Source organism: Microbacterium ginsengiterrae (assembly GCF_014205075.1).
GTDB classification, from domain to species: domain Bacteria; phylum Actinomycetota; class Actinomycetes; order Actinomycetales; family Microbacteriaceae; genus Microbacterium; species Microbacterium ginsengiterrae.
On sequence record NZ_JACHMU010000001.1, the window covers coordinates 2,682,730 to 2,698,153 of the forward strand.

16 protein-coding genes are annotated in these 15,424 nt (G+C 68.3%); 6 read left to right on the plus strand and 10 right to left on the minus strand.

Features of this window, described 5'->3' with window-relative positions:
• The first annotated feature begins 55 nt into the window (after positions 1 to 55).
• A complete protein-coding gene (locus HD600_RS13025) occupies positions 56 to 1,030 on the plus strand; it encodes a GNAT family N-acetyltransferase (RefSeq protein ID WP_184284151.1) in 975 nt (324 codons plus the stop codon).
• A gap of 440 nt (positions 1,031 to 1,470) precedes the next feature.
• Here the strand turns inward: HD600_RS13025 and HD600_RS13030 are convergent, their stop codons facing one another.
• Positions 1,471 to 2,574, minus strand: a complete 1,104-nt coding sequence (locus tag HD600_RS13030) for a DNA glycosylase AlkZ-like family protein (protein WP_184284153.1) — start codon at positions 2,572 to 2,574, stop codon at positions 1,471 to 1,473.
• A complete protein-coding gene (locus tag HD600_RS13035; protein WP_144796102.1) occupies positions 2,571 to 3,011 on the minus strand; it encodes a VOC family protein in 441 nt (146 codons plus the stop codon). Before HD600_RS13035 ends, HD600_RS13030 begins: the two co-directional genes overlap by 4 nt.
• Before the next feature lie 358 nt (positions 3,012 to 3,369).
• Between HD600_RS13035 and HD600_RS13040 the strand changes: the two genes are divergently transcribed.
• Genes HD600_RS13040 through HD600_RS13055 form a run of 4 tightly spaced genes read left to right on the plus strand, consistent with a single transcriptional unit; the run spans position 3,370 to position 6,181 of the window.
• Positions 3,370 to 4,518, plus strand: a complete 1,149-nt coding sequence (locus HD600_RS13040; protein WP_184284155.1) for a zinc-dependent alcohol dehydrogenase — start codon at positions 3,370 to 3,372, stop codon at positions 4,516 to 4,518.
• A 2-nt stretch (positions 4,519 to 4,520) separates the two neighbouring features.
• Entirely contained in the window at positions 4,521 to 5,090 is a 570-nt protein-coding gene (locus tag HD600_RS13045; protein WP_144796104.1) for a hypothetical protein, read from the plus strand.
• A 2-nt stretch (positions 5,091 to 5,092) separates the two neighbouring features.
• Positions 5,093 to 5,779 (plus strand): hypothetical protein, encoded by a 687-nt coding sequence (locus HD600_RS13050; protein ID WP_184284157.1) that lies wholly within the window; start codon positions 5,093 to 5,095, stop codon positions 5,777 to 5,779.
• Positions 5,780 to 5,839: 60 nt separating this feature from the next.
• On the plus strand, positions 5,840 to 6,181 hold the full coding sequence (locus HD600_RS13055; protein ID WP_144796106.1) for a YciI family protein: 342 nt from the start codon (positions 5,840 to 5,842) through the stop codon (positions 6,179 to 6,181).
• Between the two features lie 64 nt (positions 6,182 to 6,245).
• Here the strand turns inward: HD600_RS13055 and HD600_RS13060 are convergent, their stop codons facing one another.
• The gene (locus tag HD600_RS13060; protein WP_184284160.1) at positions 6,246 to 7,328 is read right to left on the minus strand and encodes a DNA polymerase IV; all 1,083 of its coding nucleotides are present in this window, start codon (positions 7,326 to 7,328) and stop codon (positions 6,246 to 6,248) included.
• A gap of 136 nt (positions 7,329 to 7,464) precedes the next feature.
• Here HD600_RS13060 and HD600_RS13065 point away from each other — a divergent pair, with 136 nt between their 5' ends.
• Positions 7,465 to 8,745 (plus strand): MFS transporter, encoded by a 1,281-nt coding sequence (locus HD600_RS13065; protein WP_184284856.1) that lies wholly within the window; start codon positions 7,465 to 7,467, stop codon positions 8,743 to 8,745.
• 53 nt (positions 8,746 to 8,798) lie between these two features.
• Here the strand turns inward: HD600_RS13065 and HD600_RS13070 are convergent, their stop codons facing one another.
• The 7 genes from HD600_RS13070 to HD600_RS13100 form a co-directional block, all read right to left on the minus strand.
• Positions 8,799 to 9,062 (minus strand): DUF6458 family protein, encoded by a 264-nt coding sequence (locus tag HD600_RS13070; RefSeq protein ID WP_144796108.1) that lies wholly within the window; start codon positions 9,060 to 9,062, stop codon positions 8,799 to 8,801.
• A 130-nt stretch (positions 9,063 to 9,192) separates the two neighbouring features.
• Positions 9,193 to 9,942, minus strand: a complete 750-nt coding sequence (locus HD600_RS13075) for a formylglycine-generating enzyme family protein (protein ID WP_144796109.1) — start codon at positions 9,940 to 9,942, stop codon at positions 9,193 to 9,195.
• Entirely contained in the window at positions 9,939 to 10,556 is a 618-nt protein-coding gene (gene yczE, locus HD600_RS13080) for a membrane protein YczE (RefSeq protein WP_184284857.1), read from the minus strand. Before yczE ends, HD600_RS13075 begins: the two co-directional genes overlap by 4 nt.
• Positions 10,557 to 10,561: 5 nt before the next feature.
• Positions 10,562 to 11,314, minus strand: a complete 753-nt coding sequence (locus HD600_RS13085) for a GDSL-type esterase/lipase family protein (protein WP_184284162.1) — start codon at positions 11,312 to 11,314, stop codon at positions 10,562 to 10,564.
• Positions 11,315 to 11,348: 34 nt separating this feature from the next.
• Positions 11,349 to 12,698 carry an MFS transporter gene (locus HD600_RS13090; protein ID WP_184284164.1) on the minus strand — a complete coding sequence of 450 codons (1,350 nt, stop codon included), beginning with the start codon at positions 12,696 to 12,698 and terminating at the stop codon, positions 11,349 to 11,351.
• A complete protein-coding gene (locus HD600_RS13095; protein ID WP_184284166.1) occupies positions 12,695 to 13,717 on the minus strand; it encodes an Atu2307/SP_0267 family LLM class monooxygenase in 1,023 nt (340 codons plus the stop codon). The genes HD600_RS13090 and HD600_RS13095 overlap by 4 nt, the downstream gene beginning before the upstream one ends.
• Before the next feature lie 7 nt (positions 13,718 to 13,724).
• Positions 13,725 to 15,401: a DUF885 domain-containing protein gene (locus tag HD600_RS13100; RefSeq protein WP_184284168.1), complete on the minus strand. Its 1,677-nt coding sequence runs from the start codon at positions 15,399 to 15,401 to the stop codon at positions 13,725 to 13,727.
• Positions 15,402 to 15,424 lie beyond the last annotated feature (23 nt).

Sequence of the window (15,424 nt, forward strand, 5' to 3'; positions counted from 1 at the left end):
CCCCGCGATGATGTGGTGGACAGGCGCAAGTCTTCCTCGGGATAGGCTCACCTCGATGACAACCCCCGATGTAGTACTTGCTGCCGAGAGATGGACCTCGCCACAGATCAAGCACTGGTCGCCTCAGTGGCGAGACAACTTGGCTCAATGGCTTGAGCCAAGCCTCGCGCTCGTGGGCGATGCGGAGTGGGGCGGTCAGATCCGCGACATGGTCCAGCTCCCCGTCCAGGATCCTTTGGCCTGGGCCAACCGGCTAATCGAGCTGTCGGATGGACACTGGGCTGTCGTGGGCATCCGCTTCCGGGGCCGAGACATCGAGAAGCCGTTTGTGGACGTGATCGCAACATCGCTTCCTCCTGTGCCCTCAGGCCTTGCTGCTCTCGGCGAGGTTCTGCCGCACTTCAGCGCATTCTCGCCACTATGCCTGCGGGTCAACATGCCTGATCCGGCGAGGGAACTTCAAGCGCTTGCTGCTTCGAATGCGGATGCTGGACGAGCCACCCCGGATCTGCTCATAGTGGGGCGCCCCGTGGCCGAGATGCTTGCGCGGCCGGTCGCCAGCCGATACGACGATGTTTCGCTCGTCCCTTGCGAGCCTGCGGCAGCGGCAGCACGCGTCGCAACAATCTACGACGAGCTGGCGCCGTCGCGGCCACAACTCGAACAATGGGCCACGCCGGCCGACGCCGATGCGCTCGAGGACGCCGCCGACGAGAATCTTCTTTTCGACGTTCGAGTCAACGGCACCTCAGCAGGCCTCATTGCGGCTGAGCGGGATGATGCCTACGGGTTCACCGGCTTCTGCGTTCAGGAGATTGTTCTCGACTCAGACCACCGTGGACAACAGATCGGCGTCGCCGCCCTGCAACGGCTGTGCCGAGAGCTACCCTCGGCTCCTCATGACGTGCTCTGGGGCCATATCCATCCCGGAAACGTCCCCTCTCTCCGCAATGCGCAGGAGAGCGGACGCAAGGTGGTAGCCGCCCACGTGTGGCTGACACCGCCCGGGTACAACGGTATGCCCGAATAGGGAATGCAACGCTGATCCCAACGGTCCGCTCCGCGTGCGAGTCACCGTTCCACCGTCGCCGAAAACCCTTGCCGTTTGCTAGTTATGACGAACGTTTGTGGCAGGCGTTCCAAGCCTTAGCTCTGGACCCTGCCTAAAACGATCGTTTACGGCAATCCGGCCGGTGATGACCTTCATGCGCGCGACACGCCGACCTTGACCCGCCGAAACCCACCGCCGAAACCTCACGGCGCCGAAACGCGTGTGGTACGTATTCGGCGCAGAGTCGGACGAGCGCTCTCGACAATCAGAACGCCCGTCACGAGTACGCCGAGTCACCGGTCGGTAATCGAAAACCCGGGTGCGCTCCCCCGCATCTGCCCTCAGTGCAGGTGGCACCCTCCTCAGGCGTGATGACAGCCGTTCCCGACCGCGACGAGCAGGCTCGACGCCGACCACGTTCACGTCATGATGATCGCCGGCTCTGTGCCGTCCGGCGCGACGAATCGGGCCAGGTGGGTGGCCTCGTCCCGCACAGCTGCTGTCTCGGCATCCGTCAGCGGCCGGAAGGGCGCCATGCGCAACTGATCGCGGGTCAGGCTCCAGCTTCCTTCGACGAAGCCGTCGACGAGGAACAGAGGTACGCCCGCGGACGCCCGGGGTGCGATACGTCGACGATTCTCCTCGCTGATCACCCGGGTCCGGTCCCGGTGCCCGAGAACAGCATTGTCGAAGGCGGGCAGGAACCGGACGGGTGCTGGAGCGTCCGGTTCGCCGAGCGGCGCGTCGGGCAGGTCGAACAACTCTGCTCCCTGTTCATCCCGGAAGACGCGCAGGCGCGGCCGCTGCCCTTCGACGATCTCGCGGAGTCGCGTCATCCCCGACCAGGCCTGGACGTCCATGACAGAGGCCGGACCGAATGCGGCGAGGTAGCGCAGCACCATCGTCTCGGGTTGTGATGCGTCGGCGATCGGTCGGGAGAGCCACTCGTCGGCCAAGGCGACCGGTGTCCCACGGCGATGCCCCCACCCGCCCCAGATGGGGTGAGGGGGTGGATGCACCAGCGCCTCCAGCAGCTCGAAGGCCTCGGCAAGCCGGCCAGGGCTGCGGCCGGGGAAACGGTGGACGAGCAGGTCGCCGAGCTCCCGGCGCTGCAGCGTCCTGCCGGTCAGCATCCCCCGCCCGGCGCGGCCGAGCTCGTCCGGATCGATCCCCTCGATCTGCGCCGCGTAGTACGGCTGGGCCAGTGCGCTCCGCACGAGCGTCGCGACCGTCGCCCGCAGCCAACCGAAGTCCTCGCCGCGGGCCAGATGCTGCGTCCCACGCAACATGGTCGCGTGCACCACGTCCCGGCCCTCCAGCAGGGACGTGAGGTCGTCGCGCCGGAAGTTCTCCAACCGGGCCCACAGCCCCACATAGGGTCCGTTCGGCACCTGCGCCTGCATCGCCACGAGATGCTCGATCGCCTCCCGTGGGGTCCGAGAAACGCGGCGGGTCAGCAGTTGCCGCTCCAGCAGCGTCCGGTTCAGGACTCGCCGCGTGAGTGCGCGCACACCGGCGCTCACGACTCGTCGACCGACCAGTCCATCGGTACTTCCTGCGTGATACCGATCAGGTTGCCGTCGGCCGCCTTCAACACGGCGAGACGGGCGCCGGGCATGTCGACGATCCCGGTGCCCGGATCGATGTTGTCACCCTCGGCGGCCTCGGCGGTGCCGAGCTCGGCGAGGGATCCGTCGGCGACCTCGGTCATCGCCGTGGCCCCGGCGGCGACGAGCGCTCGATGGGCCTGCTCGATGTCCTCGACCGTCCAGAAGACCAGCGGATGATCCACCCACGGCGCCGCGGTCAGCCCGATCTCCACGCCATCTCCGGAGAACGCGGCGAACTCGTCGCTGTGGAACGCGGGTTCTCGACCGAGCAACGCCGTCCAGGCAGCGATGCTCGCGGGCAGATCCCGCGCGGGCAGAACCACATTGCCGAAACCGTTCAACTGCATCATGAACACTCTCCTCGGAGCCGAGTACATGGCCGGTGGGCGTCACGCTACAGCAGACCTCGGACACTCCATGGGCTGTGCGCTGCGGGCTGCGATCGCCCGGTCCTCGTCCGCACTCCCCCGGCCATCGTCCGGCCCGCAGGCCGCGCAAACTACGACGCCGACCCCACATCGTCAATGCCCTCTTCTGCGGGGTCTCTTCTCATTACTGTCGGACCGTCGACCACTGCGGTCGAGCAGAGACCGTCCCCGCCACGATCGAGGAGCAGCAGATGACCCCAGCAGCGGATCCCACTCCCCCGAACGCCATGCCCGCGGGTCGACGACTCGCACCGCGCGCCCCGAGAATGCGCGTGACCCGATGAAGGCCATGGCGTACCGCGGACCGTACAAGATCCGCGTCGAAGAGAAACCGCGCCCGAAGATCCAGCATCCGAACGACGCCATCGTCCGCGTGACACGTGCCGCGGTGTGCGGCTCCGATCTTCATCTGTTCCACGGCATGATGCCGGACACGCGCATCGGCCACACCTTCGGACATGAGATCGTCGGAATCGTCGAGGATGTCGGACCGTCGGTGCAGAACCTCCAGCGCGGCGACCGCGTGATGGTCCCGTTCAACATCTACTGCGGTAGCTGTTACTTCTGCAGCCGCGGGTTGTTCTCGAACTGCCACAACGTCAATCCGAACGCCACCGCCGTCGGCGGCATCTACGGCTACTCGCACACGACGGGCGGTTACGACGGCGGGCAGGCGGAATTCGTCCGGGTTCCCTTCGCCGATGTGGGACCTTCCGTGATCCCGGAATGGCTGAGCTCGGAAGACGCGCTCATGCTGACGGACGCGTTCTCGACCGGTTACTTCGGTGCCCAGCTCGGCGACATCGCCGAGCGCGACACGGTGGTCGTCTTCGGCGCCGGCCCTGTCGGACTGGCCGCGGCGCGATCGGCGTGGTTCCTCGGCGCGGGCCGGGTCATCGTCGTCGACCACATCGACTACCGACTGGAGAAGGCGAAGACCTTCGCGTTCGCGGAGACGATCCATCTGTCGGAGGTGGGCGACATCGTCCTCGCGCTGAAGAAGGCGACCGACTACCTGGGCGCGGATGTCGTGATCGATGCCGTCGGCGCGGAGGCGGACGGGAGCGTCCTGCAGCACGTGACCGGCGCGAAGCTGAAGCTGCAGGGCGGCTCACCCGTGGCCGTGAACTGGGCGATCGACTCTGCACGGAAGGGTGGCACGGTGTCGGTCATCGGCGCCTACGGCCCGATCGTCTCATCCGTCCGGCTCGGAGACATCGTCAACAAGGGATTGACCGTCCGCGCGAACCAAGCGCCCGTCAAACGTCAGTGGCCCCGCCTGCTCGAACACATCCAGAACGGGCACCTGCGCCCGAGCGACCTTCTCACTCACCGGTTCCCGCTGGAGCACATCGCCGAGGCGTACCACGTTTTCTCAGCGAAACTCGACGACTGCATCAAGCCGGTCGTGATCGTCGGAGAGGAATGACCATGCCCTACGAATCCGAGAAGCCCGATCTGGCGCCGTCGGCCGAGGACCTCCGAGCGAGGATTCCCGGCTGGGGCGCGGATCTCCCACCGGAGCACCGCCGCACGTGGCAGCAGCGTGAGGACCTCGAGCCGACGGGAGCCCACTGGAGCTTCCCCGATCGGCAGGCCGATGACCCACGCCGCGAACGATCCATCGAGCATGCGATGCTTACGCCGGTCTACGGGACCGTGCAACCGCTCCACGGGATCTCGGGGCGGATCCGCCGATTCGCCTACGATCACCTCAGCGAGACGAAGAACCTGCGCTGGCTCATCCTCGTGCTCGGCGACAGAACCGAATCCGTCGGAGCGCACGTCCGATCGTTCTTCACCCGGCACCCCGATGAGCCGGTGACGCAGACGGGGGTGCTCTCCGAACCGCGTCATCGGCCGGTGACATCGCGTTTCGGAAGGGGCCGCCTCGATCCCCGACACGCGTGGCTCGACCCGATCATCGTCGCAGGTCCCTGGGTCGCCGCCGTCGTCCTGCTCCTCGCCCCTCTTCGGCGCTCGCCGCGACGGAAGCATTGACGATGCCGCTCGTCGTCTCGCGCGTCGCCGGCTGGCTGCTGCGAGGCGGCGTGGCGGTCCTGCTCCTGCTGCGCCGACCGCGTCCCATCCACTCGTCGGGTGCAGTCTTCGACGGCTGGATGACGCCTCGGCGCGCAGCGGTCCCATCGGGAATCGGATGGATCGACGATCCGCCGGACGGCGACGTCGAGGTCGTCGCTCGGGTCTCACGCGCGGTGGGGCTACCTGCGTGTCTTCCGGATGTGTATGGAATCGGCATCCGCTGGGAACACGATGGCGCACGCACCGACCTGCAGCTCGCCTCCACCGGGCTCGGCTTCCCCGGCCGCCACCTCCTGGTGCCACGACTGTCACCGTCGCGCGCCACCCTGTGCAGCGTGCTGCCGTACCGCACGGCCCGAGGACCGATCCTCCTGTGTGCACGGTCCATGCCTGTGCGGAAGCTGCCCTCCGGCACCGCCGCGCTGCGGCGGTCGGTGGACGAAGAGCCGTGGATGCTGCGTCTCTCGTTCGCCACTCCCCGAGGCAGATGGCATCCGTTCGCTGACGTGCGGTTGGACCGATCCCGCCCGGATGACGATCCGAATCTGCGCTTCAACATCGACACCAACCCGCTTCCGGGGGCGTCGCCGTATCGCTGGGTGCAGGCGCTGCGGCGGCCGTCCTATCGACTCGCTCAACGAGGATGACGACGAGCATGCTCTCGACGCCGTCTCCTCTCGGTCGTAACCTGACCCTGGAGGTGCGACATGACCGCGTATCTGATCTCCTTCCCCAGCGGCGAGATGGACATCCCCGACGACGAGTTCGATGAGGTCGTGCAGGCATCGCACGCGGTCGTCCGGGAGGCGAAGGCCGCCGGCGTCTGGATCTTCGGAGGCGGCATCGACGAGACCGTCCCGCCCGTCAGAGTCGCCGCAGACGGCCGGACGTCGCCCGGCACCTACCCCCAGACTGCCCGGATCGACGGCGGATACGCCATCCTCGACCTGCCGACGTACGAGGAGGCCGTCACATGGGCGGCGAAGCTTGCCAGGGCATGCCGCTGCCGCCAGGAACTGCGCGCGTTCGGGTACGACCCGGAGAGCTGACGCCACCTCTCCCCTGCTCCGTGGTGGGCTCCCGGCCCACAATCCGGGAGCAGGACGGTCGGACTCAGATCCGGCCGCGTACGGGCGTGCGTTCGACCTCCTCGGCCGCACCGGGTGGCGTCATCTCCGCCCGTACCCCCAGCAGACGCACCTCGCGCTCGGCATCCATCGCGCCAGCCAGTGCGAGGGCGGCGTCGACGACGGCGTCACGGTCCCGCGTCGGCGCGGGCAGTGCGCGTCCGGACGTCCTGGTCTCGAACGGCGCGTAGCGGACCTTCAGATGCACGCGCACGACAGGGCGTCCCTCGACCGCACAGTCGTCGAACGCCTGTCTCGCGAGCGATCGGATGGCATCCTGGACCTGCTCACGCGTCGTCAGATTCTGCTGGAAGGTCGTCTCGCGGCTGTGACTGCGCGCCACCCATGGCGTGTCATCGACGGCGGCAGGGCCCTGACCGGACCCCAGACCGTGATACCAGACGCCCATCTTCGGCCCGAACTCGGCGATGAGCTCGGCCTCATCCGCGTCCGCGAGCTCACGGACGGTCCGGATGCCGTGTCCGGCGAGCCGCTTCTGCACCCTGGGCCCGACGCCCCACAGGTCCCGGGTCGGTCGCTCCCCCATCACCTCGAACCAGTTCTCCGCCGTGAGGCGGAACATCCCGCCCGGCTTGCCGAAGTCGGTTGCGATCTTCGCCCGCACCCTGTTGTCTCCGATGCCCACCGAGCACTCCAGCGCGGTCGCCTCCCGCACCGCACGCTGCGCCTGCTCGGCCACCTGCTCCGGATCGTCCGTCTGCACGCCGAGGAAGCACTCATCCCAACCGATGATCTCCACCCGTACGCCGGGCACCGTGTGCAGCGCCCCCATGACCTTGGCCGATGCCTCTTCGTACGCCGCATGATCGACAGGCAGGAAGACGGCGTCGGGCGGTGCCTTCCGCGCGGCGATCTTCATCGGCATCCCTGAGCCGATCCCGAACGCCCTCGCCTCATATGACGCCGTCGAGACGACAGCGCGCAGCGTCGGATCGCCGTTCCCGCCGACGATGACGGGACGCCCGGCGAGTTCAGGGCGGCGCAGCACCTCGACGGCCGCGATGAACTGATCCATATCGACATGCAGCACCCACGAAGCGGACGTCATGGTTCGAGTGTGCCGTGCCAGGGCGTTCCGCGACACCCCCGGCCCGTCGGCCCTCCGCCGCCGGAGCCGCAGCGGAGAGTAGCGTGGAGACGTGACCTCTCCCCTGCCGCGCTCCACACCGGGGTGGCGCGGCTGGATGATCTGGTCCGTCGCGGTCGCCGCGTACATGCTCGCGATCGCGAACAGGGCGTCGCTCAGTGCCGTCGGCGTCGATGCCGCCGAGCGCTTCCACGCGGATGCTGCGACGCTGTCGCTGTTCGCCGTCGTCCAGCTGGGCGTGTACGGGGGTATGCAGATCCCGGTCGGCGTGCTGCTGGACAGGTACGGGTCCCGTCCGATCATGGCCATCGGCATAGTGCTGATGGCGCTCGGGCAACTGGTCATGGCCCTCTCCCCCAGCATCGGCATCGCCCTGGTCGCACGGGTGCTCCTCGGTGCAGGGGACGCCGCGGTGTTCCCCGCCGCTCTCCGTCTGGTCGCGACCTGGTTCCCGGCTCAGCGGGGGCCGCTGATGATGCAGCTGACCGGTCAGCTCGGCCAGCTCGGGCAGCTCGTGGCGCTCGTTCCCGTCGCCGCGCTCCTGCACGCCACCAGCTGGACGATCACCTTCGGCAGCATCGCCGGCCTCGGCATCCTCTTCGCCGTCCTCGTCTGGGCCCTGGTGCGCAACCGTCCGCCGGAGCGCACCGCCGACGTGACGGTCAACACCGACACGGGTGTCGTCCAGGTGGTCACGTCGTCGATCGACACGGCGGTCGGCATCCGCGCCGCATGGGCGCACCCCGGCACGCGACTGGCGTTCTGGTCGCACTTCACCACGCCCTTCGCCGGCACCGCCTTCGTACTGCTGTGGGGAATGCCGTTCCTCACCGCCGGTGAAGGACAACCCACCACCGTCGCGGCCGGGCTCCTGTCCCTCTTCGTCATCGGCGGCATGCTCGTCGGCCCTGTCCTCGGCGAGCTCTCCCGCCGGATCCCCACCCGTCGATCACTCGCATTGGTCCTGCCGACCGTGGCCGTCCAGCTCGCGGCCTGGCTCATCGTGATCGCCTGGCCAGGGCTGGCGCCCGTGTGGCTTCTCGTCGTCCTCGTCCTGGCTCTCGCGGTGGGGGGCCCTGCGTCGATGATCGCATTCGATCACGCGCGCACGCACAACCCTGCACATCGGCTGAGCACCGCGACGGGCCTGACGAACGCGGGAGGATTCCTCGCCGCGCTCATCGCGATCTTCCTCATCGGACTCATGCTCGACCTGCAGGGAGCGGGAAGCCCCGACACCTATTCTCTTGACGCCTTCCGCCTCGCGTTCCTCACGCAGGTCCCGCTCTGGCTGCTCGGAGCGGTCATGATCGTCATCGAGCGCAAGCGCACACGTATTCGGATCGGCCTCGACCCGGAGCGCAGGAGAAGGGGATGACACACGGATCGCCCGCACCGATGACGGTACGGGCGATCTCGATGGCGGTGCGATCAGAGCGCGGCGGGGTCTTCCGGGGTGCTGGTGCTGCGCCGGGTCGTCTGCGAACCGGATGCCGGGTCCACAGAGGTCTGCGTCACCGAGTTCGTCTGACGGCGGCGCGCGAGCAGGACGAGCCCGACGATGAAGACGACCGCTCCGGCGCCCATGAGGATGTAGCCGATCAGATCGAGGTTCGCCCACTCGACCTGGACGTTGACAGCGAACGCGAGGATCGCGCCGATCACGAACAGCACCACTCCAGTACCGATGCTCATGGTCTTCCTTCCCGGGGTGCCGAAGGTCGGCACTCCTCAAGCGCTCTGGCTTGTCAGACCACGATGCTGGCAGGGTCTATCGGCGCACGCACACGGGTTGACAAGCGCTGTCGCGCTGTCGTAGGCCGCTTCAGCGCTTTCGCCGAGGCGTCCATCCCGATGGCGACGCACCGCTTTCGAACGCACGCTCCTCGTCGGCGGCGGCGGACCACCCCTGCGCCGCCCCGATCGTGTCGAAGCCTCCGCGCGCCAGCCGCACGCCGACGTCCTCGTGGTGCATGCGCGGTGCCCCACCCCGGCGCACCGAGGCGCGCACGCTCCACGCATCATCGGCGTAGCCGCCGCCGCGGAACACACGGTAGTCGTCGTAGCGAGCGGGGTCCAACAGGTCCCAGCACCACTCCCAGACGTTGCCGAGGGTGTCGAACAGTCCGTTGAGGTTCGGGTGCTTGCCGCCGACCGGCTGCGGCGCGGCGACGCCGTCCGCGGCCGTCCACGCGATGTCCGCCAGCGGACCGTAATGCGGGCCGGTCGATCCCGCCCTGCACGCGTACTCCCACTCGGCTTCCGTCGGCAGCCGGTACCCGTCGCTGTCGACGTGCCAGGACACGTCCTCGCCGTCGAACGTGTATGCCGGGTCCAGGCCTTCCCACTCGGACGCCGCGTTGCACAGATGCACGGCACGCAGCCAGCTGAGGTCGGAGGCAGGCCGGTCGGGATGCCGGGCCGCGACGCCGAGCACCTCGGCGAGCTGCTCCTCGGTCACGGGATAGACGCCGATCTCGAAGCTGTCGAGATCCACCGTTCGCCGAGTGCGGCGGCGTGCGTCGTGCATGGTCACACGGCCCGAGGGGATCCGCGCCATCTGGATGTCGCTCATCTCGGCACGGTCTCCGTGCGAGCGGGGAGACGGATGTCGAAGATCCGCATGAAGAACTGGCACAGAGGTCCCACCAGCAAGGCGAACGCCACCGTCCCGACTCCGACGGTGCCCCCGAGCGCCCAGCCGATGGCGACCACGACGACCTCGATCCCCGTCCGGACGATCCAGATCGGCCAGCCGGTCCTCGCATGCAGCCCCGTCATCAGACCGTCACGGGGGCCCGGTCCGAATCGGGCACCGATGTACAGACCGGTCGCGGCGGAGAGGATGAGCAGGCCGGCGACGAAGAACAGCACTCCCACCCAGAGCGGGGCATCCGCAGGAATGACGAGCAGACCCACATCCGCCGACGGTCCGACCAGGAGCGCGTTGAGCAGGGTGCCGATGCCGTATCTCTGACGGAGCGGGAGCCACAGCAGGAGCACGACGACGCTGATGAGGATCGTGATGACGCCGAACGTGAGCGGGACGTGATGCGAGATGCCCTGCGACAGGACGTCCCACGGGGCGGCACCGATCCCGCCGCGCACCATGAAGGCGATCCCGATCCCGTAGAGGAACAGGCCGACGAGCAGTTGCGCGATCCGGCGCGGAAGCCGCCGACCGCGCATGCGGCTCACTGCGGCGTCCGTTCGACCCAGGTGGGGTACTTCGCCGTGCGCCCGTCTCCGGAGGATGTCCGGGTGATCCGTCGACGCATCCACGGGCCGACATGCTGACGGTAGTAGGCCATTCCGGCGGTCCCCGCTCCGCGCTCCGCCGGAGACCACCATTCGGCCGGCGGCTCGTACCCGAGGGCGTGCAGCACTCGCGCGGCGACCCTGTGGTGCCCGTTCGAATTCATGTGCAGCCGGTCGTCCGACCAGTAGGCGCCTGTCGAGAGCTCTCGGTCGGGCCAGTTGAGGGCGCGCACGACGTCCGGTCGATCGGCCACTCGGCGCAGCACCGCCGCGGAGAGCGCGTCGCCTCGGCGTTGGATGAGCGACCCCATCGGCAACTGTCCCGAGGGGTTCGCGCCGGACAGCAGGATGAGGGTGACCCCTTCCTCGTCGCATCGGCGGAGGACGCGGCTGAACGTGTCGGCGATGTGCTCGATGTCCGCCCTCGGCCGCAGCATGTCGTTGCCACCGCCGTTGAAGGACAGGTGCGTCGGGCCGAGGGCCAATGCCGGCTCCAGCTGCTCCTCCACGATGGGCCACGCGAGTTTTCCGCGGATCGCGAAGTTCGCATACTGGATCGGATGCCCCGCGGCATCCGCCCAACCCTGCGCGGCGATGTCCGCCCATCCGCGGACCCGACCATCAGGCAACTCGTCGCCGACGCCCTCGGAGAACGAATCGCCGATCGCCACGAACCTCACACCAGTCACCGCCCCAGCCTATTCCTGTCCTGGAGAACGGGCGTCACCGGTCGTCGAGCGGTTGACCTCGCCGATCGACGAGGCCCCACGCGGCCACGGCACCGGTGACGAAGAAGGCGGCGAACACGACGAACAGCAACGGGGCTCCACCGACTCCCAGCAGCACGGGAACGAGCAGAGGGGCGATGATCGATGCGATCCGGCCGACCCCTGCCGCCCATCCCGAGCCCGTCCCGCGCAGCGATGTGGGATAGATCTCCGGGGTGACGGCGTACAACGCCCCCCACGCGCCGAGATTGAAGAACGACAGCGCCATGCCGGACCCGATGATCGCGGCATCGCCGCTCGCCGTGCCGAACAGGACGGCCGAGACCGCCGAACCGACGAGGAACACCGACAGGGTCAGTGGCCTCCCCCACACCTCGATGAGCCAGGCGGCGACGGCATAGCCCGGCAGCTGCGCGAGTGTGATCACGAGGGTGAAACCGAAGGAGCGGACGAGATCGTACCCCGCGTCGACGAGGATGCTGGGGATCCAGATGAACGCACCGTAGTAGGCGAAGTTCACGCAGAACCAGACGAGCCAGATGCTCAGGGTGCGCAGGCGGAACTCCGCCGACCAGAGGGAGCGCAGGCGCGCACCGGCGGAGGCGGCGATGACCGCGGCGGGGGCGGCGACCGACGACGTTGGTGCGGCGGCGATGCCGGCATCCGATTCGAAGGCCGCCACGATCCGTTCCGCCTCGTCCGCTCTGCCGCGCGAGGCGAGCCAGCGGGGCGACTCCGGAAGGCCCCAGCGCACGAAGAGTGCGTAGGCGGCTGGTATGGCGCCGAGCACGAACGCCCAGCGCCAGCCGTCCGCGGAGGCGGGGATCACGAAGAACCCGATCAGGGCCGCGGCGGTCCAGCCGACAGCCCAGAACGCCTCGAGGATGACGATGAGACGTCCGCGGATGCGTGCCGGCGCGAACTCACTGACGTACGTCGAGGCGACCGGCAGTTCGGCGCCGAGACCGAGGCCGACGAGGAAGCGCAGCACCAGGAGGATCGCCACGCCACCGGCCAGCGCACTCGCGCCGGTGGCGAGTCCGTACACGAGAAGCGTGATGGCGAACACCTGTCGGCGTCCGAAGCGGTCGGCGAGCAGGCCGCCGAGGCTCGCCCCGAGCGCCATTCCGATGAAGCCGACGGAGGCGATCCATCCGCTTTCGGTCTTCGAGATGTCCCACTGCTGTGCGAGCGCGGCGAGGATGAACGAGATCAGCCCGACATCCATGGCATCCAGCGCCCAGCCGATGCCGGAACCGGTGAGGAGGCGCCGGTGACGACGGGTGAACGGGAGGCGGTCGAGGCGACCGGAGAGCGTCGATGGACGCGTGGCGTCCGTGTTCATGCGAGGAGCTCGCGGACGCGGGGAATGACCTCCGTGCCGTACAGCTCGATGCTGCGCATCATCTCGTCGTGCCCGATGGGCCCCGAGGCGTACTTCAGATCGAATCGAGAGACGCCGAGGGTGCGCATGGTGTCGGCGATCTTCTGCGCGACACGCTCCGGGGAACCCGCATACACCGCACCGGCCGGGCCGACATCGTTCTGGAACCGCGCACGGCTGTAGGGCGGCCAGCCCCGCTCCCGTCCGATGGTGTTGTTCATGGACTCGAAACCGGGGTAGGCGGCCTCCCAGGCCTCCTCGTCCGTTGCCGCGATGTGCCCAGGGGAATGCACAGCGATCGGATGCGCCTGCGTACCCAACGTGGCGACGGAGCGGTGATAGAGCTCGACGAGCGGGGCGAAACGGGCCGCCGGACCGCCGATGATGGCGAGCATCAGCCCCAGGCCGTGCCTGGCGACCCTGAGGACCGACTCGGGGCTTCCGCCGACACCGACCCAGGTGCGCAGACCGTTCTCCGTCTTCGGGAAGACGTCGGCGTTCTCGAGGGCGGGGCGCATGGTCCCCGACCAGGTCACCGGCTGTTCCTTGAGCAGCTCGACGAAGAGGTCCAGCTTCTCCTCGAACAGGGCCTCGTAGTCGCGCAGGTCATAGCCGAACAGGGGGAACGATTCGACGAACGAACCCCGTCCCAGCACGACCTCTGCGCGTCCGCCGGAGACGGCGTCCAGCGTCGCGAAGCGCTCGAAGACCCGCACGGGGTCATCGGACGACAGGACGGTGACGGCCGTTCCCAGTCGGATGCGCGACGTGCGGCCGGCGATCGCGGCGAGGACGATCTCCGGCGCCGAGACGGCGAACTCCGCGCGATGATGCTCGCCCACGCCGAAGAAGTCGATTCCGACGCTGTCTGCGAGCTCCGCCTGCGCGACGACGTTGCGAATGGTCTGCGCTGCGGTGAGGGGCCGTCCGGCGGCATCCCGAGAGATGTCGCCGAAGGTGTCGAGGCCGAATTCGATCACAGGAGGATCACTTCTTCAGGAGTGCGGAGCGCAACGTGTCGAGGCCGACACCGCCGAGGTCGAGCGCCTGCTTGTGGAAGCGCTTGATGTCGAAGGCGCCGCCCTCACGGGCACGGTAGTCATCGCGAACCTGTTCCCAGATGCGCTGGCCGACCTTGTACGACGGGGCCTGACCGGGCCAGCCGAGGTAGCGGTTGACCTCGAACTGGACGAACTCGTCGGACATGTTCACGTTCCGGCGCATGAAGTCGAGGGCCGTGTCGGCATCCCAGATCCCTTCGCCGTCCAGACTCGGCTTGCCGAGGTGGACACCGATGTCGAGAACGACGCGGGCGGCGCGCATGCGCTGGCCGTCGAGCATGCCGAGGCGGTCGGCGGGGTCGTCGAGGTAGCCCAGCTGTTGCATGAGGCGCTCTGCGTACAGCGCCCACCCCTCGGCGTGGCCGGAGGTACCGGCGAGCAGGCGGCGCCACGAGTTCAACTCGGCGCGGTTGTACACGGCCTGGGCGATCTGCAGATGATGCCCGGGGACGCCCTCGTGGTAGACCGTCGTGAGCTCACGCCAGGTGTCGAACTCGGTGACCCCCTCCGGCACAGACCACCACATGCGACCGGGGCGGGAGAAGTCGTCCGTCGGTCCCGTGTAGTAGATCCCGCCCTCCTGGGTGGGGGCGATCATGCACTCGATGGTGCGGATCTTCTCCGGGATGTCGAAGTGGGTGGCCGCGAGTTCTGCGACCGCCCGATCACTCGTCTCCTGCATCCAACGCTGGAGCGCCTCGGTGCCGTGGAGTTTGCGCGCCGGGTCGGCTTCGAGATGAGCGACGGCCTCCTCGACAGTGGAGCCGGGAAGGATCTCATGCGCGATCGCCGTCTGCTCGGCGACCATCCGATCGAGCTCCTCGCGACCCCACTCGTACGTCTCGTCGAGATCGATCTTCGCCCCGAGGAAGCGCCGCGAGTGCAGGGCGTACAGGTCACGGCCGACGGCGTCGACCTCGGATGCCGCAGGTGCGAGAGACCCGGTGAGGAAGTCGCGGAGCTGATCGTATGCCACACGCGCCGCCGCTGCGCTGTCGGCCAGGTCACGCGCGAGCGATGCGGGCAGACCGCCCTCGTCGGGCGCGGCACCTGCCACGAATGACGCGAAGAAGCCGTCGTCCGCCGTGTAGCGCACGATCTGTCCGGCCACTTCTTGTACCTGTCGACGGGCGGGGACGACACCCTCGTCGATGCCCTCGCGCAGTGTCGCCGTGTAACCGCGGAGCGCGTCGGGGATCGCTGCGAGCCTGCGGGCGATCACAGCCCAGTCGTCGACCGTCGAGGTGGGCATCAGGTCGTACACCTGGCGCACGTCCTGCGCCGCGGAGGCGATCACGTTCAGGTCGCGCAGATGCCAGCGCGCGGCGTCGAACTCGAGCTCGAGGTCGAGCTCGCTCAGCAGGTCGGTCTTGGTGACATCGTCGATCGCGTCGGCCGGAGTGAGCGCGGCGAGCTCCGCGCGGGTCTTCCGGACGGCGGCGACGTAGCGCTCGTGCCCCTCAGGGCTGAGGTCCCCGTACCGATCGTTGGCCTCATCGCGCCCGATGTAGGTGCCGAGCGTCGGATCGAGTTCTGCGAGCTCATCGACCCATCTGTCGGCGACGGCATCGATGGCTGTGGGGGTCCGCGGGCTTTCGGTCATGAACTTCAGCGTAGCGCCGCCCG

Bases quoted from the DNA above. Each gene is read 5' to 3' on its own strand.
- HD600_RS13025 (WP_184284151.1), top strand. From the start codon at position 56: ATGACAACCCCCGATGTAGTACTTGCTGCCGAGAGATGGACCTCGCCA.
- HD600_RS13035 (WP_144796102.1), bottom strand. From the start codon at position 3,011: ATGATGCAGTTGAACGGTTTCGGCAATGTGGTTCTGCCCGCGCGGGAT.
- HD600_RS13040 (WP_184284155.1), top strand. From the start codon at position 3,370: ATGAAGGCCATGGCGTACCGCGGACCGTACAAGATCCGCGTCGAAGAG.
- HD600_RS13045 (WP_144796104.1), top strand. From the start codon at position 4,521: ATGCCCTACGAATCCGAGAAGCCCGATCTGGCGCCGTCGGCCGAGGAC.
- HD600_RS13050 (WP_184284157.1), top strand. From the start codon at position 5,093: ATGCCGCTCGTCGTCTCGCGCGTCGCCGGCTGGCTGCTGCGAGGCGGC.
- HD600_RS13055 (WP_144796106.1), top strand. From the start codon at position 5,840: ATGACCGCGTATCTGATCTCCTTCCCCAGCGGCGAGATGGACATCCCC.
- HD600_RS13060 (WP_184284160.1), bottom strand. From the start codon at position 7,328: ATGACGTCCGCTTCGTGGGTGCTGCATGTCGATATGGATCAGTTCATC.
- HD600_RS13065 (WP_184284856.1), top strand. From the start codon at position 7,465: ATGATCTGGTCCGTCGCGGTCGCCGCGTACATGCTCGCGATCGCGAAC.
- HD600_RS13070 (WP_144796108.1), bottom strand. From the start codon at position 9,062: ATGAGCATCGGTACTGGAGTGGTGCTGTTCGTGATCGGCGCGATCCTC.
- HD600_RS13075 (WP_144796109.1), bottom strand. From the start codon at position 9,942: ATGAGCGACATCCAGATGGCGCGGATCCCCTCGGGCCGTGTGACCATG.
- yczE (WP_184284857.1), bottom strand. From the start codon at position 10,556: ATGCGCGGTCGGCGGCTTCCGCGCCGGATCGCGCAACTGCTCGTCGGC.
- HD600_RS13090 (WP_184284164.1), bottom strand. From the start codon at position 12,698: ATGAACACGGACGCCACGCGTCCATCGACGCTCTCCGGTCGCCTCGAC.
- HD600_RS13100 (WP_184284168.1), bottom strand. From the start codon at position 15,401: ATGACCGAAAGCCCGCGGACCCCCACAGCCATCGATGCCGTCGCCGAC.